Origin of the sequence: Oceanicella sp. SM1341 (assembly GCF_003448965.1) — a bacterium.
Taxonomy (GTDB): Bacteria; Pseudomonadota; Alphaproteobacteria; order Rhodobacterales; family Rhodobacteraceae; genus Paroceanicella.
Genome location: NZ_QRGC01000006.1, coordinates 19,564 through 41,888 on the forward strand (window position 1 = coordinate 19,564; position 22,325 = coordinate 41,888).

Annotated in this window: 20 protein-coding genes; 19 read left to right on the top strand and 1 reads right to left on the bottom strand. The window is 71.1% G+C overall.

The genetic code is table 11. The features are described 5' to 3' along the window. Nucleotides 1-334: 334 nt before the first annotated feature. Nucleotides 335-1,831 carry a CoA-acylating methylmalonate-semialdehyde dehydrogenase gene (locus D3P35_RS07655; RefSeq protein ID WP_118134123.1) on the bottom strand — a complete coding sequence of 499 codons (1,497 nt, stop codon included), beginning with the start codon at nucleotides 1,829-1,831 and terminating at the stop codon, nucleotides 335-337. Between the two features lie 265 nt (nucleotides 1,832-2,096). Between D3P35_RS07655 and D3P35_RS07660 the strand changes: the two genes are divergently transcribed. The 19 genes from D3P35_RS07660 (at nucleotide 2,097) to D3P35_RS07750 (ending at nucleotide 22,188) form a co-directional block, all read left to right on the top strand. Beyond that, a complete protein-coding gene (locus tag D3P35_RS07660) occupies nucleotides 2,097-2,804 on the top strand; it encodes a GntR family transcriptional regulator (protein ID WP_118134124.1) in 708 nt (235 codons plus the stop codon). 168 nt (nucleotides 2,805-2,972) lie between these two features. Then, nucleotides 2,973-3,884, top strand: coding sequence for a TRAP transporter substrate-binding protein (locus D3P35_RS07665; protein WP_232830430.1), 912 nt, complete (start codon nucleotides 2,973-2,975; stop codon nucleotides 3,882-3,884). A 64-nt stretch (nucleotides 3,885-3,948) separates the two neighbouring features. Further along, nucleotides 3,949-4,446 (top strand): TRAP transporter small permease, encoded by a 498-nt coding sequence (locus D3P35_RS07670; RefSeq protein ID WP_118134126.1) that lies wholly within the window; start codon nucleotides 3,949-3,951, stop codon nucleotides 4,444-4,446. Between the two features lie 4 nt (nucleotides 4,447-4,450). Further along, nucleotides 4,451-5,731, top strand: coding sequence for a TRAP transporter large permease (locus D3P35_RS07675; RefSeq protein WP_118134127.1), 1,281 nt, complete (start codon nucleotides 4,451-4,453; stop codon nucleotides 5,729-5,731). A 4-nt stretch (nucleotides 5,732-5,735) separates the two neighbouring features. Next, nucleotides 5,736-6,782, top strand: coding sequence for an L-idonate 5-dehydrogenase (locus D3P35_RS07680; protein ID WP_118134128.1), 1,047 nt, complete (start codon nucleotides 5,736-5,738; stop codon nucleotides 6,780-6,782). Continuing rightward, nucleotides 6,779-7,711 carry a sugar kinase gene (locus tag D3P35_RS07685; protein WP_118134129.1) on the top strand — a complete coding sequence of 311 codons (933 nt, stop codon included), beginning with the start codon at nucleotides 6,779-6,781 and terminating at the stop codon, nucleotides 7,709-7,711. Before D3P35_RS07680 ends, D3P35_RS07685 begins: the two co-directional genes overlap by 4 nt. A gap of 25 nt (nucleotides 7,712-7,736) precedes the next feature. Next, on the top strand, nucleotides 7,737-8,939 hold the full coding sequence (uxuA, locus tag D3P35_RS07690) for a mannonate dehydratase (RefSeq protein ID WP_118134130.1): 1,203 nt from the start codon (nucleotides 7,737-7,739) through the stop codon (nucleotides 8,937-8,939). Then, entirely contained in the window at nucleotides 8,936-10,402 is a 1,467-nt protein-coding gene (locus D3P35_RS07695) for a mannitol dehydrogenase family protein (RefSeq protein WP_118134131.1), read from the top strand. Before uxuA ends, D3P35_RS07695 begins: the two co-directional genes overlap by 4 nt. A 315-nt stretch (nucleotides 10,403-10,717) precedes the next feature. Beyond that, nucleotides 10,718-11,134 carry a globin family protein gene (locus D3P35_RS07700; RefSeq protein ID WP_118134132.1) on the top strand — a complete coding sequence of 139 codons (417 nt, stop codon included), beginning with the start codon at nucleotides 10,718-10,720 and terminating at the stop codon, nucleotides 11,132-11,134. 169 nt (nucleotides 11,135-11,303) lie between these two features. Then, entirely contained in the window at nucleotides 11,304-12,119 is an 816-nt protein-coding gene (locus D3P35_RS07705; RefSeq protein ID WP_118134133.1) for a GntR family transcriptional regulator, read from the top strand. Further along, nucleotides 12,116-13,633 carry an ABC transporter substrate-binding protein gene (locus D3P35_RS07710; protein WP_118134134.1) on the top strand — a complete coding sequence of 506 codons (1,518 nt, stop codon included), beginning with the start codon at nucleotides 12,116-12,118 and terminating at the stop codon, nucleotides 13,631-13,633. The genes D3P35_RS07705 and D3P35_RS07710 overlap by 4 nt, the downstream gene beginning before the upstream one ends. Before the next feature lie 55 nt (nucleotides 13,634-13,688). Continuing rightward, a complete protein-coding gene (locus D3P35_RS07715; RefSeq protein ID WP_118134135.1) occupies nucleotides 13,689-15,191 on the top strand; it encodes an ABC transporter substrate-binding protein in 1,503 nt (500 codons plus the stop codon). A 16-nt stretch (nucleotides 15,192-15,207) separates the two neighbouring features. Next, on the top strand, nucleotides 15,208-16,134 hold the full coding sequence (locus D3P35_RS07720) for an ABC transporter permease (RefSeq protein WP_118134136.1): 927 nt from the start codon (nucleotides 15,208-15,210) through the stop codon (nucleotides 16,132-16,134). Beyond that, nucleotides 16,131-17,003: an ABC transporter permease gene (locus D3P35_RS07725; protein WP_118134137.1), complete on the top strand. Its 873-nt coding sequence runs from the start codon at nucleotides 16,131-16,133 to the stop codon at nucleotides 17,001-17,003. Before D3P35_RS07720 ends, D3P35_RS07725 begins: the two co-directional genes overlap by 4 nt. An 18-nt stretch (nucleotides 17,004-17,021) precedes the next feature. Continuing rightward, the gene (locus D3P35_RS07730; RefSeq protein WP_118134138.1) at nucleotides 17,022-17,813 is read left to right on the top strand and encodes an SDR family NAD(P)-dependent oxidoreductase; all 792 of its coding nucleotides are present in this window, start codon (nucleotides 17,022-17,024) and stop codon (nucleotides 17,811-17,813) included. Continuing rightward, a complete protein-coding gene (locus D3P35_RS07735) occupies nucleotides 17,813-18,676 on the top strand; it encodes a polysaccharide deacetylase family protein (RefSeq protein ID WP_118134139.1) in 864 nt (287 codons plus the stop codon). The genes D3P35_RS07730 and D3P35_RS07735 overlap by 1 nt, the downstream gene beginning before the upstream one ends. Then, nucleotides 18,676-20,217, top strand: a complete 1,542-nt coding sequence (locus D3P35_RS07740; protein WP_118134140.1) for a gamma-glutamyltransferase family protein — start codon at nucleotides 18,676-18,678, stop codon at nucleotides 20,215-20,217. Before D3P35_RS07735 ends, D3P35_RS07740 begins: the two co-directional genes overlap by 1 nt. After that, nucleotides 20,210-21,196, top strand: a complete 987-nt coding sequence (locus D3P35_RS07745; protein ID WP_118134141.1) for an ABC transporter ATP-binding protein — start codon at nucleotides 20,210-20,212, stop codon at nucleotides 21,194-21,196. Before D3P35_RS07740 ends, D3P35_RS07745 begins: the two co-directional genes overlap by 8 nt. Then, nucleotides 21,193-22,188, top strand: a complete 996-nt coding sequence (locus D3P35_RS07750) for an ABC transporter ATP-binding protein (protein WP_118134142.1) — start codon at nucleotides 21,193-21,195, stop codon at nucleotides 22,186-22,188. The genes D3P35_RS07745 and D3P35_RS07750 overlap by 4 nt, the downstream gene beginning before the upstream one ends. Nucleotides 22,189-22,325 lie beyond the last annotated feature (137 nt).

Consider the following 22,325-nt stretch of genomic DNA (forward strand, 5'->3'; position numbering starts at 1 on the left):
GCACAGACATGCGAAACGGCACGCGCAGCGCGCGTCCGGGCCTCTGTCTGTGGGATGAGGGCGCAGCATCGCGGCGCGGGCGCTGCCTGTCAACCGCGGCGCACCGGCGCCGGAGGCACCGCTCGTGGGGAGCGCCTCGGGGGGCATCGAGCCCCCTCTCGGCGCTGGCCGCAGGGGCGCGGCCGGTTGCGCGGGGCGCGGGGAGGGCCCGCAAGGGGCCCGACGCGCCTGCCGAGGCGGGGGCCTGCCCCCTCCGAGGCAGGCGCCGCCCGGGCGGGACGCAACCGGGCATCGCCCGGCGGGGCCCGCGCGGCGCGGGCCCCACCTGGGCTGGTTACTTCGACACCGGCATGGTGAACTCGGCGCCCTTCTCGATGCTTTCCGGCCAGCGCTGCATGATCGACTTCTGCTTGGTGTAGAAGCGCACGCCCTCCTCGCCATAGGCATGCATGTCGCCGAAGAGCGAGCGCTTCCAGCCGCCGAACCCGTGCCAGGCCATCGGCACCGGGATCGGCACGTTCACGCCCACCATGCCCACCTCGACCCGCCGGCCGAACTCGCGCGCCACGTTGCCGTCACGGGTGAACACGCTCACGCCGTTGCCGAACTCGTGGTCGTTGATCAGCTGCAGCCCCTCGGCGAAATCCTTCACCCGCACGCAGGACAGCACCGGGCCGAAGATCTCCTCGAGGTAGATGGTCATCTCCGGGGTCACGTTGTCGAACAGCGTGCCGCCGAGCCAGAAGCCGCCCTCGTGGCCCTCCACGCTGTTGCCACGGCCGTCGACCAGCAGGTCGGCGCCCTCGGCCACGCCCTTCTCGATGTAGCCGGTGATGCGCTCCAGCGCGGCTTTCGTCACGATCGGGCCCATCTCGGCGTCGAGCTCCAGCCCGTTCTTGATCACCAGCGCCTTCGCCCGCTCCACCAGCTTGGGGATGACCTGCTCGGCCGCGTCGCCCACCAGCAGCGCCACCGAGATCGCCATGCAGCGCTCGCCGGCCGAGCCGAAGGCCGCGCCCACCAGCGCGTCCACCGCCTTGTCCATGTCGGCATCGGGCATCACCAGCATGTGGTTCTTCGCCCCGCCGAGCGCCTGCACCCGCTTGCCGTTGCGCGCGCCGGTCTCGTAGATGTAGTTGGCGATCGGGGTGGAGCCCACGAAGGAGACCGCCTTCACGTCCGGGTGCGCCAGCAGCGCGTCCACCGCCGCCTTGTCGCCCTGCACCACGTTGAACACGCCGTCGGGGAAGCCGGCTTCCTTCATCAGATCGGCGATCATCAGCGAGGCGGAGGGGTCGGTCGGCGAGGGTTTGAGCACGAAGGTGTTGCCGCAGGCGATGGCCACCGGGAACATCCACATCGGCACCATGGCCGGGAAGTTGAACGGCGTGATGCCGGCGCACACCCCGATGGGCTGGCGCAGGGTCCAGTTGTCCATCCCGCGCGAGACCTGCTCGGTGTAGTCGCCCTTCAGCAGCTGCGGGATGCCGCAGGCGAACTCGACGATGTCGATGCCGCGCTCCACCTCGCCGCAGGCATCGGTGAACACCTTGCCATGCTCGTTGGTGATCGCCCGGGCCAGGTCCTCCTTGCGCTCGTTGAGCAGGGCGAGGAAGCGGTTCATGATCCGCGCGCGGCGCAGGGGCGGCGTGTCGGCCCAGTCGGGGAAGGCCGCCTTCGCCGCCGAAACCGCCGCATCCACATCCGCCGCCGAGCCGAGCGCCACGCGGCCGGTCACCTCGCCGGTGGCCGGGCAGGTCACGTCCTGGAAGCGGTCGGTGGTGCCGGGCACCCGGGCGCCGTTGATGTACTGGCCGATGTCGGTGGTCATTGCAGTCTCCTTTTCCTGTGCCTTTCCGGGAGCCGCGGCGCGGGCCGGCGCCGGGCCCCCGGCCCCTGATGCAGTGCGCCCGGCGCGGGGCCCCGGGCGCCCGACGGGCGCTCCGGAACGCACCGTCCAGAAACTCCGGAGCCTGCTTACCCATTCCGCGCCGCCGCTGTCATCAGCGAAGTGACGGTCGCGGCCACACGCCCGCAGGCTTGATTTTTTGCAGTATGGTAGTATGGTACCATACCGGAGGAACGAAAACCGAGTCATGACCAGCCCGCTGAGCTTCACCCCCGCCGCCTCGATCGGCACCACGCTCTACCGGCAGCTGCGCGCCGACATCATCCAGGCGCGTCTGCGCCCGGGGCAGGCCCTGTCGGAGGCCGAGGTGGCGCGCCGCTACGACGTGAGCCGCCAGCCGGTGCGCGAGGCGTTCATCCGGCTGGAGGACGCGGGCCTGGTGCGGGTGATGCCCCATCGCGGCACCTTCGTGCAGAAGATCTCCCAGCAGGCGGTCACCGAGACCCGCTTCGTGCGCGAGGCGCTGGAGATCGCCATCGTCCGCGCCCTGGCCGCAGACCCCGCGCCCCTGCCCGAGCTGCGCGCCCTCGTGGAGCAGCAGAAGGACGTGCACCAGCAGGACAACGCCTCCTTCCTGGTGCTCGACGAGGCCTTCCACGCCGGGCTGGCCCGCGCCGCCGGGCATTCCTTCGCCTGGACCGTGATCGAGACCACCAAGGCCCAGATGGACCGGGTGCGCTACCTCAGCTTCGGCGACGCCACGCCCTTCAGCGTGCTGATCGCGCAGCACACCGCCATCCTCGACGCCGCCGAGGCCGGAGACCCCGACGCGGCGGAGGCGGCGATGCGCGTGCACCTCACCGAGATCCTCAAGACGCTGCCGCGCATCCGCGAAAGCCATACCGATCTCTTCGAACCGGCGACGGAGGTCGTGAACGACACCGGCACCGGCTGACCGCCTTTTCCCGAACGACCCCCTTCGCAACAGGTGCCGGAAGGGCACCATCGAACGGGGTCGCATTGACGCGCCTGAATCACACGCAAGGAGGAAGACCCCATGAAACATTTCACCAGAGCGGCGCTCGCGGCCTCGGCCCTCGCCTTCGGCCTCGGCACGGCCGGCATGGCCCCGGCGCAGGAGACCACCCTGCAGCTCGGCCACCTCGCCAACGAGGACAACATCTGGCACAAGGCCGCGATGAAATTCGCCGAGGAGGTGAGCCGCCTCTCCGAGGGCCGCATCGCGGTGGAGGTCTTCCCCAACGAGACCCTGGGCAAGGAAATGGACCTGATCGCCGGCATGCAGCTCGGCACCGTCGACATGACCATCACCGGCGAGAGCCTGCAGAACTGGGCGCCCAAGGCCGCCCTGCTCGCCCTGCCCTACGCCTATACCTCGCTCGAGGACATGGACGCGGTGGCCTCCGGCGAGATCGGCGACGAGGTCGAGCAGGAGATCATCGAGAAGGCCCAGGTGCGCCCGATCGCCTATTTCGCCCGCGGCCCGCGCAACCTCACCTCGAACCGGCCGATCTCCTCGCCCGACGACCTGCAGGGGCTGAAGATGCGCGTGCCCAACGTGCCGCTGTTCCTCTCCGTGTGGAAGGCGCTCGGCGCAAACCCCACGCCGATGGCCTTCTCCGAGGTGTTCACCTCGCTGCAGAACGGCACCATCGACGCGCAGGAAAACCCGCTGGCGCTGATCAAGACCGCGAGCTTCGCCGAGGTGCAGAGCTACGTGAACCTCACCGAGCACGTGCGCAGCTGGATCTACCTCGTGATCTCCGAGCAGCGCTTCCAGAGCCTGTCGGAGGAAGACCAGCAGGCGGTGCTCGAGGCCGGCCAGATCGCCCAGGAATACGAGCGCTCGCTGTTCCTCGATGACGAGACGCAGCTGCGCGCCGACCTGGAAGCCGCCGGAATGGAGTTCAACGAGGTCGACACCGAGGCCTTCGCCGCCGCGGCCAAGGACGCGGTGCTCAACGGCGTCTCCGACGACATCAAGCCGCTGGTCGAGAAGATCTTCGCCGACTGATCCTGCCCCATCACGGCGCGCCCCCCCGGGGCGCGCCGCACCAACCCCCGGAAGCCAACCGCAAATGCAACGCCTCATCTCCCTGTTGGTCGGCCTGTCGCGCGCAGCGGTCGGCATCGCCTTCGTCGCGCTCATCGCGACGGTTCTCATGCAGGTCTTCGCCCGCACCTTCCTGCCCGGATCGCCGATCTGGACGGAGGAGCTCTCCCGCGCGGCGCTGATGTTCCTCGCCGCCTGCGGCGTGGGCCTCTCCATGCGCAGCGGCGACCTGGTGAACGTCGACCTCGTGGTCTCCATGCTGCCCCGGAACGCGCGCCGCGTGGCACTCGGCATCTCGGCCGCACTCACTGCGGTGCTGGCCGGGCTGATGTTCATGCCGGCGCTGAAATTCATGAACGTGGGCGCGATGCAGACCGCCCCGGCGCTCGGGATCCACATGAACTGGATCTACCTCGCCATGCCGGTCTTCGCCGTGTCGCTCTGCGTCTTCGCCGTGCTGGCCGTGCTCGAGATCATCGCCGGGCGCGACTCCTTCTCCGATATGTCCGAACTGGAAGACTGACCCAATGGACGTGAGCATTCTCTTCGCCGTCTTCGTCATCGGGCTCGTGATCGGCGTGCCGGTGGCGGCCTGCCTGGGGCTGTCCTCGCTGGCCTACATCCTGGTGCGCGGCATGCCGCTCGTCATCCTGCCGCAGAAGATGTACGCGGGCATCGACGTGTTCGTGCTGCTCTGCATCCCGGGCTTCATCCTGGCCGGAAACCTGATGGCCGGCGGCGGCATCACCGAGCGCATCATCCGCTTCGCCTCCGCCCTCGTGGGCTGGATCCGCGGCGGGCTCGGCCTCACCAACATCGCGGGCTCCATGCTCTTCGCCGGCATCTCCGGCACCGCGGTGGCCGACGCGGCCTCCATCGGCGGCGTGATGATCCCCGGCATGAAGAAGGCGGGCTACCCGGGCGGCTTCTCCGCCGCGGTCACCGCCGCCTCCTCCACCGTGGGGCCGATCATCCCGCCCTCGGTGCCGATGATCATCGTGGGCTCGCTCACCGGGGTGTCGGTGGGGCGGATGTTCCTCGCCGGCGCCATCCCCGGCCTGCTACTCGGCCTCGGCATGATGATCACCTGCTACATCATCGCCCGGCGCAACAACTACCCGCGCCAGGAATGGGCCGGCTTCCGCGAGCTGGGCCTCTCCTTCCTCTCGTCCTTCTGGGCCCTCGCGATGACGGCGCTGATCATCGGCGGCCTGCTCTCGGGCGTCGCCACCCCCACGGAAACCTCGATCATCGCCTCGCTCTACGCCTTCGTGGTGGGGGCGTTCATCTACCGTGGCGTGCGGCTGCGCGACGTGCCGAAGATCGTGATCGACAGCGCGGTGAGCTCCGCCGCCATCCTCGCCCTCGTGGGCTTCGCCAACATCTTCGGCTGGATCCTCGCCTCCGAGCGCATCCCCGAGATGATCGCGCAGGCCGTGCTCACCGCCACCGACAACCCGATCCTGGTGATCCTGCTCATCAACGTGCTGCTGCTCTTCGTCGGCATGTTCATGGAGACGATCGCGGCGCTCATCATCCTGTTCGGCCCGCTCTCGGCCGTCGCCATCGGCGTGGGTATCGACCCCGTGCACTTCGCCACCTTCGCGGTGCTGAACCTGATGATCGGCCTCACCACGCCGCCGGTGGGCGTGTGCCTCTTCGTCTGCGCCAACATCGCGCGCCTGCCGCTTGCCGTGGTGGTCCGGGCCATCGGGCCTTTCCTTGTCGGCAACATTCTGGTGCTTCTGTTGGTCTCCTACATCCCGGCGCTGTCGCTGTGGCTGCCCAACCTTGCTTACGGGAACTGAAACCATGACCTCCGAAACCCGCGTCTGCCGTATCCACGCCGCGCGTGACCTGCGCATCGACACGCTCGAACTGGGCGAGCCCGGCCCCGGCCAGGTGCTGCTGAAGATGCGCGCCGGCGGCATCTGCGGCTCCGACCTGCACTACTACCAGGACGGCGGCTTCGGCGCGATCCGCGTGCGCGAGCCGATGGTGCTCGGGCACGAGGTGTCCGGCGAGGTGGTCTCCACCGGCCCCGGGGTGGAGGGGCTCGCCCCCGGCACCCGCGTGGCGGTGAACCCCTCGCACCCCTGCAACGCGTGCGAGTACTGCCTGCAGGGCCTGCAGCAGCATTGCCTCAACATGACCTTCTTCGGCTCGGCCATGCCCTTCCCGCATTCGCAGGGCGCCTTCCGCGAGATGATGGTGGTGGCCGCCACCCAGTGCGAGCCGCTGGGCGACGTGGTGAGCTTCGGCGAGGGCGCCTGCGCCGAGCCGCTGGCCGTGTGCCTGCACGCCGGAAACCGCGCGGGCGACCTGAAGGGCAAGCGCGTCATCGTCACCGGCGCCGGGCCGATCGGCTCGCTCTGCGTCGCGGTGGCGAAGTTCGGCGGCGCGTCCGAGATCGTGGTGACCGACCTGCAGGACGCCACGCTGAAGGTGGCCGAGGCCATGGGCGCCACCCGCGCCGTCAACACCCGCACCAACCCCGACGGCCTGAAGGAATACGAGGCCGGCAAGGGGTATTTCGACGTGGCCTTCGACTGTTCGGCCGCGGCCCCCGCCATCCGCTCGCTCTTCCCCGTGCTGCGGCCGCAGGCGCGCTTCGTGCAGGTGGGCACCGGGGGTGACGCCACCATCGCCCTCGCCATGCTGGTGGCCAAGGAGATCGAGTGGGCCGGCGCGCAGCGCTTCCACGCCGAATACCCGCTGGCGGTGAAGATGATCGCCGAGCGGCGCATCGACGTGCGCCCGATCATCACCGGCACCTTCCCGCTGGCCGATGCCGTGGCCGCCTTCGACGCCGCGGGCGACCGCTCGAAGGCCGTGAAGGTTCAGCTCGAGCTGGCATGAGCATGTCCGGGGCCCCCGACATCCTCGTGCTCGGCGAGCCGCTGATCGAGTACAACCGTGCGGGGGACACCCCCCCCACCTTCCTGCGCGACGTGGGCGGCGACGTGTCGAACTTCGCCATCGCCGCGGCGCGGCAGGGCGCGCGCGCCGGCGTGCTCTCCGCCCTCGGGGCTGACGAGCACGGCGATGCCATCGTCTCGCTCTGGGACGCGGAGGGCATCGACCACACCCACGTGAGCCGCCACGCCACGGCGCCCACCGGGGTGTATTTCGTCAACCACGGGCCCTCGGGCCACGTGTTCAGCTTCCTGCGCGCCGGCTCCGCCGCCAGCCTCGTCGGCCCGGCCGACCTGCCGCGCGAGGCCATTGCCGCGGCGAAGCTGCTGCATTTCACCGGCATCTCGCTGGCGATCTCCGGCAGCTCCTGCGACGCCTGTTTCGAGGCCGCGGCCACGGCCCGCGCCGCCGGCCGCCTCGTGTCCTTCGACACCAACCTGCGCGACAGGCTGTGGAGCCGGCCGCGCGCGAAGGCGCTGATCGAGGCCGCCCTCGCCATGACCGACATCGCCCTGCCCAGCTCCGACGACATGGAGAAGATCTTCGGAGACCCGAGGCCGGAGGCGATGGCAGATCATTGCCTCGCCCTCGGCGCGAAGGTGGTGGCGCTGAAGCTCGGGGCCGAGGGCGCGCTGATCGCCACGCCCGGGGCGCGCCACCGCATCCCGCCGGCGCCCTGCACCCCGGTGGACGCCACCGGCGCGGGCGACACGTTCGGCGGCAGTTTCACCGCCCGGCTGCTGGCCGGCGACACCCCGGCCGAGGCCGGGGCCTACGCGGCGGCGGCGGCAGCGCTCGCCACGCAGGGCTATGGCGCCGTTGCGCCGATCCCCCGGGCGGAGGCCGTGCGCGCCGCCCTCGGGGGCAAGTGATTTCCGCATCCAAGGAGAGACCAGAATGCGACAGACATGGCGGTGGTTCGGCCCGGTCGACAAGGTGACGCTGCGAGACGCGCGCCAGGCCGGGGTCGAGGGGATCGTGACCGCCCTGCACCACGTCCGGACCGGCGAGGTCTGGTCGAAGGAGGAGATCGCGAAGCGCCAGGCCGAGGTGCGCGGCACCGGGGCCGCCCCCACCGGGCTCGACTGGGAGGTGGTGGAGAGCATCCCGATCTCCGAATCGATCAAGACCCAGACGGGTGACTGGCGCACCCATGTGGAGAACTGGAAGCAGTCGCTGCGCCACCTGCACGAGGCCGGCCTGCGCACCATCTGCTACAATTTCATGCCCGTGCTGGACTGGACCCGCACCGACCTCGCCTGGGAAGTGGCGAACGGCGCGAAGGCCATGCGCTTCGATTTGCCGGATTTCGCCGCCTTCGACATCCACGTGCTCAAGCGCAAGGGTGCTGCCGGGAGCTTCCCCGAAGCCGTGGTCGAGGAGGCCGCGCGCCGCTATGCCGGCATGTCCGAGGCGCGGCAGAAGCAGATCGCGCAGAACGTCACCGCCGGCCTGCCCGGCGCGATGGAGAGCTGGTCGCTCGAGGAGCTGCGCGCCCAGCTCGCCACCTATGACGGCATCTCCGAGGAGCAGCTGCGCGGCCATTTCGTCGACTTCCTCTCCGAGGTGGTGCCGGTGGCCGAGGAACTGGGCATGCGCCTGTGCTGCCACCCGGACGATCCCCCCTTCCCGCTGCTGGGCCTGCCGCGCATCATGTCGACCGAGGCGCAGTACCGCGCGGTGCTCGACGCGGTGGACAGCCCGGCCAACGGCGTCACGCTCTGCTCCGGCTCGCTCGGCGCGCGGCCGGACAACGACCTGCCCGGCATGGCCGAGCGCCTCGGCCCGAAGATCCACTTCGTGCACCTGCGCAACGTGCGCCGCGACACCGAGGAGACCCCCTGCTCCTTCTTCGAGGATGACCACCTCGCCGGGCACACCGACATGGTGGCCCTCGTCGCAGCACTCATGAAGGAAGAGGCCCGCCGCCGCGCCGAGGGCCGGGCGGATGCCGAGATCCCGATGCGCCCGGACCACGGCCAGGACATCCTCAACGACGCCGAGCGCGGCTCGCAGCCCGGCTACCCCGCCATCGGGCGCCTCAAGGGCCTTGCCGAGCTGCGCGGCGTGATGGCGGCGCTGAAGGCCACTGCCGCATGACCCGGCTCACCACGCTCTCCGGCCTGCCCGACACGGTCGGGCAGCCGGGCTACGACCGGGGCGCCCTGCGCCCCGGCATCGTGCATTTCGGCCTCGGCGCCTTCCACCGCGCCCACCAGGCCGTGGCCACCGAGGAGGCGCTGGCCGCCGCCGGCGGCGACTGGGGCATCACCGGGGTCAACCTGCGCTCGCGCGATACCGAAGAGCGCATGGCGCCGCAGAACGGGCTCTACACCCTGCTGGTGCGCGGGCCGGAGGGCACCTCGGCCCGGGTGATCGGCTGCATCCTCGGCGTGAAGACCGCGCGCGACGATGCCGCCGCCGTGCTCGCCCTGCTGGAGGACCCCGGCACCCGCATCGTGAGCCTCACGGTCACCGAGAAGGCCTACGGGCGGGATGCCGCCACCGGCGGGCTCGACCTAGCGCACCCCGCCATCGCCCATGACCTCGCACACCCCGAGGCGCCCTCGGGCGTGGTGGGCTTCCTCGTCGAGGGGCTGGCGCGGCGCCGGGCGGCGGGGCTGCCGCCCTTCACCCCGCTGTGCTGCGACAACCTCCCCGACAACGGCCATGTGCTGGAGCGGCTGGTGCTCGATTTCGCCCGCCTGCGCGACCCCGGCCTCGCGGAGTGGATCGCGGAGCACGTGCCCTTCCCCTCCACCATGGTCGACCGCATCACCCCCGCCGCCACCGAGGCGACGCTGGCCGATGCCGCCGCCCTCACCGGCTTCGAGGATGCCGCGGCGATCGAGACCGAGCCCTTCACCCAATGGGTGATCGAGGACCGTTTCGCCGCCGGCCGCCCGGCCTGGGAAGCGGCCGAGGGCGTAATCTTCACCGATGACGTGGCGCCCTTCGAGAAGATGAAGCTGCGCATGCTCAACGGCAGCCATTCGCTCATCGCCTATGCCGGCGCGTTGGCCGGGCTGGAGCATGTCTTCGACGTGATGGAGGACCCGGCGCTCGCCCCCATGGTGCGCGCCCACATGGCGGCCGCCGCCGCCACGCTCGCCCCCCTGCCGGGCATGGATTACGCCGCCTATGCCGATGCGCTGGCGCTGCGTTTCTCCAACCGCGCCATCCGCCACCGCACCCTGCAGATCGCGATGGACGGCACCCAGAAGCTGCCGCAGCGGCTCACCTGGCCGGCGCTGGAAGCCCTGCGGGCCGGGCAGCCGCTGGAGAGCTTCGCCTTCGCCGTGGCGGCATGGATGCATTTCGCCGAGCGCGCCGTGGCCGGCGACCATGCGCTCGACGACCCCCGCGCCGCCGAGATCGCCGCCTGCGTGGCGGCCGCGGCCGACGGATCGGCCGAGGCCATGGTGGCGGCCCTCTCCGCTCTGCCCGGGCTGATGCCCGAGGACCTGCGCACGGAGCCGCGCTGGACCCGGGCCTGCGCCCGCGCCCTTGCCCGCCTGCGCAGCGAAGGGCCGCGCGCCGCCGCCCGGGCCGCGACGGCCTGACCCGCCGGCCGGGGCGACCGCTCCCCGGCCCGATTGCATGCATCCGGCCCAATTCCGGCTTGGGTTCATGTTGTGTGCGCCTGCGGTTGCACCTACCATGCAAGGACAGCCCCGGGCCTGCCCCGCCCGCCATCGCGCGGCCGGGGCAGGCGCCGGACACCCGTTTCCGATCCCGGCGGGCACCGCCCGCGCCGCCGCCATGCCAGACCCCCGCCTGCCTGAACGCCACCTGCCTGAACGCCACCTGCCTGAACGCTTGCCACGCCGGAGCGCCACCGGGGCCCGCCCGGCTCCAGCCAGAGGTTCCAGCACGCCATGACACCCGATCAGATCGCCCTCGTGCAGCAGAGTTTCGAGCGGATCTCGCCGCAGGCCGAGGCCGCCGGCGGAGTGTTCTACGATCGCGTCTTCGAGCTCGCCCCGCAGGTTCGCCCGCTGTTTCCCGATGACATGGCGGGGCAGAAAATGAAGCTGATCCAGATGCTTGCCATTGCGGTGAACGGGCTCACAGACCTGCCGCGCATCCTGCCCGCGGTCACCGCGCTCGGCCGCCGACACGCGGTCTACGGCGTGGAGGAGGCGCATTACGCCGTGGTGGGCCGGGCCCTGCTCGACACCCTGCAGGACATGCTCGGCGACAGCTTCACCCCCGAGACCCGCGCCGCCTGGACCGAGGCCTACGACCTGCTCGCCGGCGTGATGATCGAGGGCCAGCGCACCAGCGCCACCTGACGCCGCAAAACGCCACCGCCCGTTCCCCCGGCAGGCCTGCGCCTGTCCGCGCCCCTGTCCGCACAGGATTCGGGCAGCGACGCGCGGCTGCCTGCGCCTGCGGCAAAATTCTGACTGACATGTCAGAAAGGGGCTGGTCACATCTCAGGCGCGCGGCTAGCGTCGGGGCATGTATGATCGCTCCTCGCCCTTCGTCGCCCGCCCCGCTGCCCCCGGCGCCCTGCCGGCGGCGGCCTCGAAATCCGAGTTCGCGGCCGACCGGCTGCGCGACGCCATCCTCACCTGCGCGCTCGCGCCCTCGGAGACCGTGAGCGAGCAGGAGCTCACCGAGCGCTTCGGGCTGAACCGCGCCGCCACACGCGCCGCGCTGGCCCGGCTGTCCGGCGAGGGGCTGGTGCTGGCCCTGCCGCGCCGCGGCTGGCAGGTGGCACCGGTGACGGCGGAGCTGATCGGCGGGCTGATCGCGGCGCGCCGGGCGCTGGAACCGGCGCTCGCCGCCCTGCCGCGCGACGCCGCGGCGGCTGCCGGGCTGCGCGGGCTCTGGGAAGTGTGCCGCGCACTGGCCGGGCGGGGCGATGCCGGCGCGCCGGAGGCCCTGCGCGGCTACGACCGCGAGCTGATGGGCCATCTCGCCGCCCCCGCCAGCCCGTGGATCCGCAACTGGCTGGCCCAGGCCTGGGACAATTCCGACCGCATGCTGCGCCATCTCGAGGCCGGCTCCGGCCTGCGCCACGCCCCGCCGGACCGCGGCGCGCTGGTGGCCGCGGCCGAGGCGGGAGACGCGGCGGCGCTCGCCTCCGAGCTTTCCGCCGGGCTCGACGCCTTCGAGGCTTTCGCCGGCCGCGCCCTGCTGGCCGGCGCCCTCGACGGCGCCGCGGCACCGGGAAAGAAGACCACCCCCATGACGGACCCCAGCAGAACGGGGGCGCAGGACGCGCAACCCCGCAGGCCGTCACGCACCCAACAGGAAGGGAAGACCAGATGAAGAGACTTCGCAGCTTCGCCCCGCCCGTACTGGCCTCCACCGCGCTCGCGCTCTGCCTCGCCTTCACCCCGGCCGGCAGCGCCGCCGCCAAGGACCTGCTCACCATCGACCTGGTGAACGAGCCCTCCTCGCTCGACCCGCAGGGCCAGTGGAACCCGGACAGCTACTACGTCTACCGCAACATCTTCGACAATCTCGTCACCCGCGACAACGAGGGCACCATCGTGCCCGAGGTCGCCGCCTCCTGGCAGCGCCTGTCGGAGACGGAGATGGAATTCACCCTGCGCGACGACATCACCTTCCATGACGGCACGCCGCTCACCGCCGAGGACGTGGTGTTCACGGTGGAGCGCATCACCGACCCGGCCTTCGGCAGCCCGCAGCTCGGCCAGTTCAACAAGATCGTGAAGGCCGAGGCCACCGGCGAGTACACCGTGGTGCTCACCACCGACGGGCCCTACCCGGTGCTGCTGCCGCAGCTGGTGAAGCTCTCGATCATCCCGAAACACGTGGTGGAGGAGGTCGGCGACGACGCCTTCAACCTCGCCCCCGTCGGCTCCGGCCCCTACAGGTTCGAGGGCTGGGACCGCGGTGTGCAGGTGACCGTGACCCGCAACGACGACTACTGGGGCACCAAGGGCGAATTCCCCACCGTGACCTTCCGCGCCGTGCCCGACGCCGCCACCCGGCTGGCGAACCTGCAGGCCGGCGCCGCCGACCTGGTGGTGACCCTCGATTCCGACCAGGCGATGCAGCTTGAGAACTCCGCCACCGCCAAGCCCCTCATCGTGCAGACCGAGCGCGTGGGCTATTTCGCGCTCAACTCCACCAAGCCGCCGCTGGATGACGTGCGCATGCGCCGCGCCATCGCCGAGGCGATCGACAAGGAGGGCATCGCCGAGGGCATCCTCGCGGGGGGCGAGCGCGTGGTGGGCGAGATGGTCTCGCCGGCGCATTTCGGCTGGGTCGACGGGGTCGACCCCTTCCCCTACGACCCCGAGGCCGCCGAGGCCCTGATCGCCGAGATCGGCGAGCCGGCGAAGACGCCGATGGAACTCGCCACCTCGCCGGTGTTCGACCAGCGCGTGGTGCAGGCCATCCAGCAGATGCTCACCGACGTGGGGCTCAACGTCGAGATCCGGATGACCGACATGGCCACCTGGCTGAAGGACCAGCAGGTGGAGGACGCGGCCGCCCCCATGCTCACCTTCTCGCGCTGGTCCTGCGCCTGCCAGGACGCGGACGGCATCATGTTCCCGCTGCTGCACTCCTCCTCCGGCTGGTCGCGCTGGTCGTCTCCGGAAGTGGACGCGGCGCTGGAGGAAGGCCGCTCGGTGCTCGACGAGGACGCCCGCCTCGCAGCCTATTCGAAGGTGCATGACATCGTGAAGGAAGAGGTGCCGATCATCCCGCTCTACCAGGCCGCCATCATCTACGGCGGCAACGCGAAGCTGGAATGGCAGCCCACCGCCAACGAAAGCATGTTCCTCAACCGCATGAGCTGGGCGGAATGACGCCCCCGGGGCGGCCCCGCGCCGCCCCGCCGACCCCCACACGAGGTATCGCCCGATGAAACGCCTGCTTGCCGCAACCGCCCTGGGCCTGATGGCCGCCCTCTCCTCGCCCGCGCTGGACGGCGCGCTGGCGAAGGAGCTCATCACCGTGGACCTGGTGAACGAGCCCTCCTCGCTCGACCCCCACAAGCAGTGGAACCCGGACAGCTACTACGTCTACCGCAACATCTTCGACAATCTCGTCACCCGCTCCGACGAGGGCGAGATCATCCCGCAGGTGGCGAGCGCCTGGGAGCAGGTGTCGGACACGCAGGTGAAGTTCACCATCCGCGACGACATCACCTTCCATGACGGCACGAAGCTCACACCCGAGGACGTGGTGTTCTCGGTGAAGCGCATCACCGACCCCGCTTTCGGCAGCCCGCAGCTCGGCCAGTTCAACAAGATCACCGGCGCCGAGGTGACCGGCGAGAACGAGGTGACGCTCACGACAGACGGCCCCTACCCGGTGCTGCTCGCCCAGCTGGTGAAGCTCTCCGTGGTGCCGCAGCACGCGGTGGAGGAGATGGGTGACGACGCGTTCAACGCCGCCCCCGTGGGCTCCGGCCCCTACGCCTTCGAGGCCTGGAACCGCGGCGTGGACGTGACGCTCACCCGCAACGACGCCTACTGGGGCGACCAGGGCGCCTTCGCCGAGGCCCGCTTCCGCGCCGTGCCCGACGCCTCCACCCGCGTGGCCGACCTGCAGGCCGGTGCGGCGGATCTCGCGGTGTCGCTCAACTCCGACCTCGCGATGCAGATCGAGGGCGCGCCCGGCGTGAAGCCGCTCATCGCCCTCACCGAGCGCGTGGCCTACCTGGGCTTCAACACCCGCATCGCGCCGATGGACAATGCCGAGCTGCGCCGCGCCGTGGCCATGAGTGTCGACCGCGAGGGCATCGTGGAAGGCATCCTGGGCGGCAACGGTGCCGTGGTGGGGCAGATGCTCTCGCCCGCGCACGTGGGCTGGGCCGATGACATCGAGCCCATCCCCTACGACCCGGACATGGCGAAGGAGATCGTCGAAAGCCTGGGCGACGCGGCGACCGCCGAGATGAGCTTCGACACCGCTCCGGTGTTCGACCAGCGCATCGTGCAGGCCATCCAGCAGATGCTGGCCGATATCGGCCTCAACGTGTCGATCAACATGATGGACATGGCGAGCTACCTCAAGAAGGCCCAGGGCCCGGAGGAGAGCCGCCCGATGTTCAGCTTCGGCCGCTGGTCCTGTGCCTGCCAGGACGCGGACGGCATCATGTACCCGCTGCTGCAGTCGCAGAGCAACTGGTCGCGCTACGCCAGCCCGGAGATGGACAAGCTGCTGGAAGACGGCCGCTCCACGCTCGACGAGGACGCCCGCCTCGCCGCCTACCACGCGGCCTCCGAGCTGGCGAAATCCGATGTCGCGCTGCTGCCGCTCTACCAGGTGGCCGCGGTCTACGGCGCGTCGGAGAAGCTGGACTGGACCCCCACGGCCAACGAGAGCCTGTTCCTCAACCGCATGGGCTGGACCGAGTAAGGCCGGAGGAGAGAGCATGGGACGCTATCTCGCAAGGCGCCTCGGGCAGGCCCTTGTCGCGCTCTTCGGGGTGATGACGCTGATCTTCTTCGTGCAGCGCCTGACCGGAGACCCGACCTACCTGCTGGTGCCCGAGACGGCGACCCAGGCCGACATCGAGGCCATGCGCGCCAGCCTCGGCCTCGACCGGCCGCTTCTGGTGCAATACGGCGCCTTCCTCGCCGACATGGCGCGGCTCGATTTCGGCCGCTCCTACATCCAGAACGTGCCGGTGATCGACATCATCGCCTCGCGGCTGCCCTACACGCTGCAGCTCGCCGGCGGCGCGCTGCTGGTGGCCTTCTTCATCGGGGTGCCGCTGGGGGTGTGGATGGCGGTGCGTCGCGGCCATGCCGAGGCGAAGGGCTTCATGGGGCTCGTCCTTGCCGCGCAGTCGATGCCCACCTTCTGGTCGGGCATCCTGATGATCATGGTCTTCGCGGTGTGGAACCAGTGGCTGCCGCCCTCCGGGGCCGGGGGCTGGAAGAACCTCATCATGCCCTCGGTGGCGCTGGGGCTGCTGAGCATGGCCACCTTCGCCCGCGTGGCGCGCACCTCGGTGCTCGACGAACTGTCGAAGGATTACGTGCGCTCGGCCCGGGCGCGCGGGGTCACCACCGGACGGCTGGTGCGCCGGCACCTGCTGCGCAACGCCTCGATCCCGGTGATCTCCATCGCGGCGATGGAGGTCTCGCAGCTCCTCGCCGGGGCGGTGATCGTCGAGACGGTCTTCGCCTGGCCCGGGCTGGGGCTGCTCACCGTGCAATCCATCGTCAGCCGCGATTTCCTCGTGGTGCAGGGCGTGGTGCTGCTCGGTGCCTTCGTGACCATCCTGCTCAACTTCGCCGCCGACCTGCTCTACAGCCTGGTCGACCCGCGCATCCGCCTCGGGGGCACGTCATGAGCGCCGCCGCACAGGGGCTGCGCGAGCGGCTCACCGGACGGCGCCGCGGCCCGGGCAGCCGCGCCGTGCTGCCCTTCCTCGCCATCTTCGCGGCCTTCGTGCTGATCGCGCTCCTCGCGCCGCTCATCGCCCCGAACGACCCCAACAGCCAGAACCTGATGGGCCGGCTGAAGGCGCCCGGGGTCACCGCGCGCAACATCACCTACTGGCTCGGCTCCGACGAGCTGGGCCGCGACCTCGTCTCGCGGCTGATCTGGGGGGCGCGCATCTCGCTCTCGGTCGCGGTGCTCTCGGTGGCGCTGTCGGGCGTGGTGGGCACGGTGCTGGGCATGGCGGCGGCCACCGCGCGCGGCTGGGTGGAGACCGTGATCATGCGGCTGGTGGACGTGTTCCTCTCCATCCCCGCCGTGCTGCTCGCCATCATCACAGTCGCGGTGCTGGGCCCCGGCTTCACCAACGTGGTGATCGTGCTCGCCCTCACCCGCTGGCCGCGCTATGCCCGCGTGGCCTACGGCCAGACCCTCTCGGTCGCCAACATGCCCTACGTGCGGCTGGCGCGCTTCATGGGGGCATCGATGCCGCGCATCCTGTTCATCCACATCCTGCCCAACATCATCGGCGCCATCACCGTGGTCGCCACGCTGGAATTCGGGCTGATGGTGCTGTTCGAGGCCGGGCTCTCCTTCCTCGGGCTCGGCGTGCAGCCGCCCACGGCAAGCTGGGGCGCCATGCTCTCGGTCGGGCGCAACTATGTCGGCTCGGCCTGGTGGATCTCGGCCTTCCCGGGCCTCTGCCTCTTCCTGCTCGTGCTCTCGGTGAACCTGATCGGCGACCACCTGCGCGACAGGCTCGACCCCAAGTCAAGATAAGTCCGAAAGGCGTAAACCATGAATTTCGAAGGCGAATTCGCCGGCCGCGGCGTGGTCATCACCGGCGCCTGCGGCATCTACGGCCGCGGCCTCGCCCGCACCTTCGCCGCCGAGGGCGCGAAGCTCTGCCTCACCGACCGTGACGGCCCGGCCCTCGACGCGCTGCTGGCCGAACTCCCCGCCGCCGCCGGCTCCTTCACCCAGGCGGCCGACCTGATGGACGATGCCTCCCTCGCCGCCCTCGCCGCCCGCGTGGGCTCCGAATGGGGCGCGGCGGACATCCTCATCAACAACGCCGGCATCTACCCCAGCGGCTTCCTGCTCGACACCACCAACGAGGCCTGGGACGCCATCCTCGGCATCAACCTGCGCGCGCCCTTCATCCTCACCCGCGACCTCACCACCCAGATGGTGAAGGCCGGCGTGAAGGGCACCGTGATCAACATCTCCTCCGGTGCCGCGCGCAAGATGCGGCGCACCGCGGCACCCTATTCGCTCTCCAAGACCGCGCTCGACCGGCTCACCAAGGGCTTCGCCATCGAGCTCGCGGAGTACGGCATAAGGGTGAACGCGCTGGAGCCGGGCTTTGCCGCCGGCTCCTCGGTGAGCGCGCTCTCCCAGGCGCATGTCGACAAGGTGACCGCGGGCATCCCGCTGGGCCGCGCCAGCTCGGAGGCCGATATCGGCGCCGCGGCGCTCTACCTCGCGAGCTCGGCTGCGGCCTATGTCACCGGCACCTCGCTGGCGGTGGATGGCGGCAACTCCATCGGCTCGCTCGAAGTGCACCAGGACAAGAAGCAGGCGCTGTGATGGCCACCCCGGGATACATCTGGCCCGAGGGCTACCGCTCGGCCGCCTGTTTCAGCGTCGATGTCGACGCGCATGCGCCGCTCCTGTGGCAGACGCGCGAGACCGGGGTGAAGACGCTCGGCCATCTCGAACAGCGCCGCTTCGGCATGCGCCAGGGGCTCGACCGCATCCTCGAGCTGCTCGCCCGCCACGGGATCAGCGGCAGTTTCTTCGTGCCCGGCGTGGTGGCGGAGGAATACCCCGACCTGCTGCCGAAGCTGCTCGACGCCGGCCACGAGATCGGCCTCCACGGCTATTTCCATGAAATCGTGGGGGAAATCACCGACACGCAGTTCACCGAGGCGCTGGAGCGCTCCCTCGCCCTCTTCGCGACGCAGACCGGGCACTACCCCACCGGCTTCCGCTCCCCCGCCTGGGAGATGACGCCGCACATGCTCGCCGAGTGCGCGCGCCTCGGCCTCTACGACAGCTCGCTGATGGGGTTCGACCACCCCTACACCATGGCCGGCGTGCCCGAGATCCCGGTGCAATGGGGCATCGACGACGCGATCTTCTTCAAGTTCCTCGGCGGCGGGGCCGACAAGTGGCCGCCGCAATCGACCCGTGACGTGGGCGAGACCTGGGCCGAGGAATGGCGCCTGCTGCATGGCTACGGCGGGCTCTTCATGCTCACCGTGCATGACTGGATCTCCGGCCGGGCGCGCAACATCGCCATGCTCGACCGGCTGCTCACCGAGATCCGCGCGGCGGACGGCGTGTGGTTCACCACCGCCGCCGCGCTCGCCGCCCATCACGCGGCCACGCAGGCGGAGGTGTTCTCCGTCACGCCCGACCTGCCGGGCCCGCGGGCGGGGAGGCACTGATGCAGCTCTGGAGCGGGATAGAGAAGCACGCGCGCAGCTCGGCCGGCGGGCTCGTCGCCGCCCAGCACGGCGGCGCGGCGGAGGCCGGCGCCCGCGTGCTCGCCTCCGGCGGCAACGCGATGGACGCGGCGGTGGTCACCGCCCTCACCCTCTCCGTCGTCGAGCCCTGGCTGAGCGGCATCGGCGGCGGCGGCTTCCTGCTGCATGCGAGCGGCGAGACCGGCGCGGTCGACACGCTGGATTTCAACGTGCGCGCCCCCGGCGGCATCTCGGCGGCGGATTACCCGCTGCGCGGCGGCAAGGGCGGTGACTGGTTCGACTGGCCGGCGGTGGAGGGCGACCGAAACCTCTCCGGCCCGATGTCGGTCTGCGTGCCCGGCGCCATCGCGGGGCTGGCCGAGGCGCTGGAGCGTTTCGGCACGCTGAGCTGGGAGGCGGCGCTGGCCCCCGCCATCGCCGAGGCCGAGCGCGGGCTGGAGGTGGACTGGTTCACCCGGCTCTGCATCGCCATCGACGCGGGCAACCTCACGGCCGACCCGGCCTCCGCCGCCATCTTCCTGCCCGGCGGCCAGCCGCCTGACCCCGGCCGCACCCCGCGCCTGCCCATGCCCGCCAAGGCCGCCACCCTGCGCCGGCTGGCAAAGCAGGGCGCGCGGGATTTCTACGAGGGCGAGACCGCCGCAATCCTCGCGCGCGAGCTCGCCGAAGCCGGATCGAAGCTCTCCGCCGCCGACCTCGCCGCCTACCGGCCGGAATGGCACGCCCCGCGCACCGCCCGCTACCGCGACCACGAGATCCACGTGATCGACGGGCTCTCCGGCGGCCCGAGCCTGCTCGAGGCGCTCGCCGCCCTCGACATCACGCGCGATACCCCCGAGGCCGAGGCGGCCCTCGCCTACGCGAAGGCGATCCGCGCCGCCACGCACCGCCGCCTCACCACCATGGGCCATGCCTCGGCCGGGGGGGACTGCACCTCGCATGTGAGCGTGGTCGACCGGGCGGGCAACATGGTGTCGCTCACCAACACGCTGCTCTCGCGCTTCGGGGCGAAGGTGACCCTGCCCTCGGCCGGTTTCCTGCTCAACAACGGCATGATGTGGTTCGACCCCCGCCCCGGCGTGCCCAACCGCATCGCCCCCGGTGCGCGGCCGCTGGCCAACATGTCGCCGCTGATCGCCAGCCGCGAGGGGCGGCCGGCGCTGGCCCTCGGCGCGGCCGGCGGGCGGCAGATCTTCCCCGCGCTGGTGCAGATCCTGTCCTACATGATCGACCATGGCATGGACGCGGAGGCGGCCCTGCGCGCCCCCCGGCTCGACGCCAGCACCCCCACCATCAAGGTGAACCGCCGCGCGGCGGCCGACGTGGCGGCGAAGGTGGCCGAGGCCTTCCCGGTCGAACTCGTCACCGATACGCTGCACCCGGTGAACTTCGCCATCCCCTCCGCCGTGGCGCGGGCGGGCGGGCGCAACACCGGCATGGCGCATCCCACCAGCCCCTGGGCGGCCGTGGCCGCCGAGACGGAAGGAGGCCCGGATGAGTGATCCAGCCGCGCCCGTGCTGAGCGTGCGCGACCTCGTCACCCGCATCGGCGGCAACGCGGTGGTGGACGGGGTGAGCTTCGATGTCGCCCCCGGCGAGGTGGTGGCCCTGGTGGGCGAGAGCGGCTCTGGCAAGAGCCTCACCGCGCTCTCGGTCATGGGCCTGCTGCCGGCCGCGGCCCGGGCCGCAGCGGGCTCGGTGCGGCTCGAGGGCGAGGAGCTGCTCTCCGCCCCCGAGCGGCGGTTGCGGCGCATCCGCGGCCAGAGCCTGTCGATGATCTTCCAGGAGCCGGTCGCCTCGCTCAACCCCCTGATGCGGGTGGGCGAGCAGGTGGCCGAGAGCCTCGTCGTGCACGGCCGCGCCGGGAGGGCCGAGGCGCAGGCCCGCGCGGTGGAGATGCTGGCGCGCGTCGGCATCCCCGACCCCGCCGCCCGCGCCCGGCAATACCCCGCCGAGCTCTCGGGCGGCATGTGCCAGCGGGTGATGATCGCCTGCGCGCTGATCTCCGAGCCGCGCCTGCTCATCGCCGACGAGCCCACCACCGCGCTCGACGTCACCATCCAGGCGCAGATCCTCACGCTGATGAAGCGGCTGCGCGCCGATTTCGGCACCGCGATCCTCATCATCACCCATGACATGGGCGTGGTGGCCGACATCGCCGACCGGGTCTGCGTGATGTACGGTGGCCGCATCGTGGAAACCGGCACGGCGGAGGAGATCTTCGCCCGGCCCTCGCACCCCTACACGCGGCTGCTGCTCTCGACCATCCCGCGCCTCAGCGGTGCGCGCAAGGAGCTGCTGCGCTCCATCGAGGGCAGCGTGCCGGACGTGTCGGACTGGCCGGAGGGCTGCCGCTTCCGCTCGCGCTGCCCGCTGGCGCAGGAGGATTGCGCGCAGGTGCCGCCGCATGTGCCGGTGGCGGGCCAGCCCGGCCACACCGCCGCCTGCCTCCACCTCGAGCGGATCGGAGAGATGACATGAGCGCCGCCACACCCTTGCTGCGCGTGGAGGAGCTGCGCGTGCATTTCCCGCTCACCGGCGGCTTCACCGGCCGGCGCACCGGCGCGGTGAAGGCGGTGGACGGCGTGAGCCTCGAGATCGGCCCCGGCGAGACCGTGGCGCTGGTGGGCGAGAGCGGCTGCGGCAAGAGCACGGCGGGCAATGCCATCCTCGGGCTGGTGCGGGCCACCGGCGGGCGCATCCTCTTCGAGGGCGAGGACATCCTCGGCGCCGGCCCCGAGCGCCAGCGCGCCCTGCGGCGCGACATGCAGGTGATCTTCCAGGACCCGGTCTCGGCGCTGAACCCCAAGCTCACCGTGGGCCAGTGCATCGCCGAGCCGCTGGTGATCGCCGGCCGGCCGAAGGCGGCGCGCGCCGCCCGGGTGGCGGAGCTGCTGGAGCTGGTCGGCCTGCTGCCCGGCCATGCCGGCCGCTACCCCAACGAGCTCTCCGGCGGCCAGCGCCAGCGCGTGGTCATCGCCCGGGCGCTGGCGCTGGAGCCGAAGCTGATCATCTGCGACGAGCCGGTCTCCGCACTCGATGTCTCCATCCGCAGCCAGATCGTGAACCTGCTGATGCGGCTGCAGGCGGAGCTGGGCCTGTCCTATCTCTTCATCGCGCACGACCTCTCGGTGGTGCGGCACATCTCGGACCGGGTGGTGGTGATGTATCTCGGCACCGTGGCCGAGGAGGGGCCGACAGACGCGCTCTTCGACCATCCCACGCACCCCTACACCGAGGCGCTGCTGGCCGCGATCCCGCTGCCCGACCCCGCGGCGCAGCGCGCGAAGCCGCCCTTCGCGCTCGAAGGCGACCTGCCGAGCCCGGCAAACCCGCCGGCCGGCTGCCCCTTCGTCACCCGCTGCCCGGAGCGCGGGCCGGACTGCGCCGCCCTGCGCCCCGTGCTGGCCGACACCGGCCACGGCAGCCGCGCCGCCTGCCTCGTCCGCCTCCCCGCCGCCCGACCGGGCTGAGGGGGAGGCGTCGGGCGGAGGACGCTCAGGCAGCGCCCTTCCGGGCTGTGTTCGGGCGCACCCTTCCGGGCGACGCTTGCTCTGCGCCCTTCCCGCAGCGCTCAGGCAGCGCGCTTGCGGGTAGCGCTCAGGCAGCG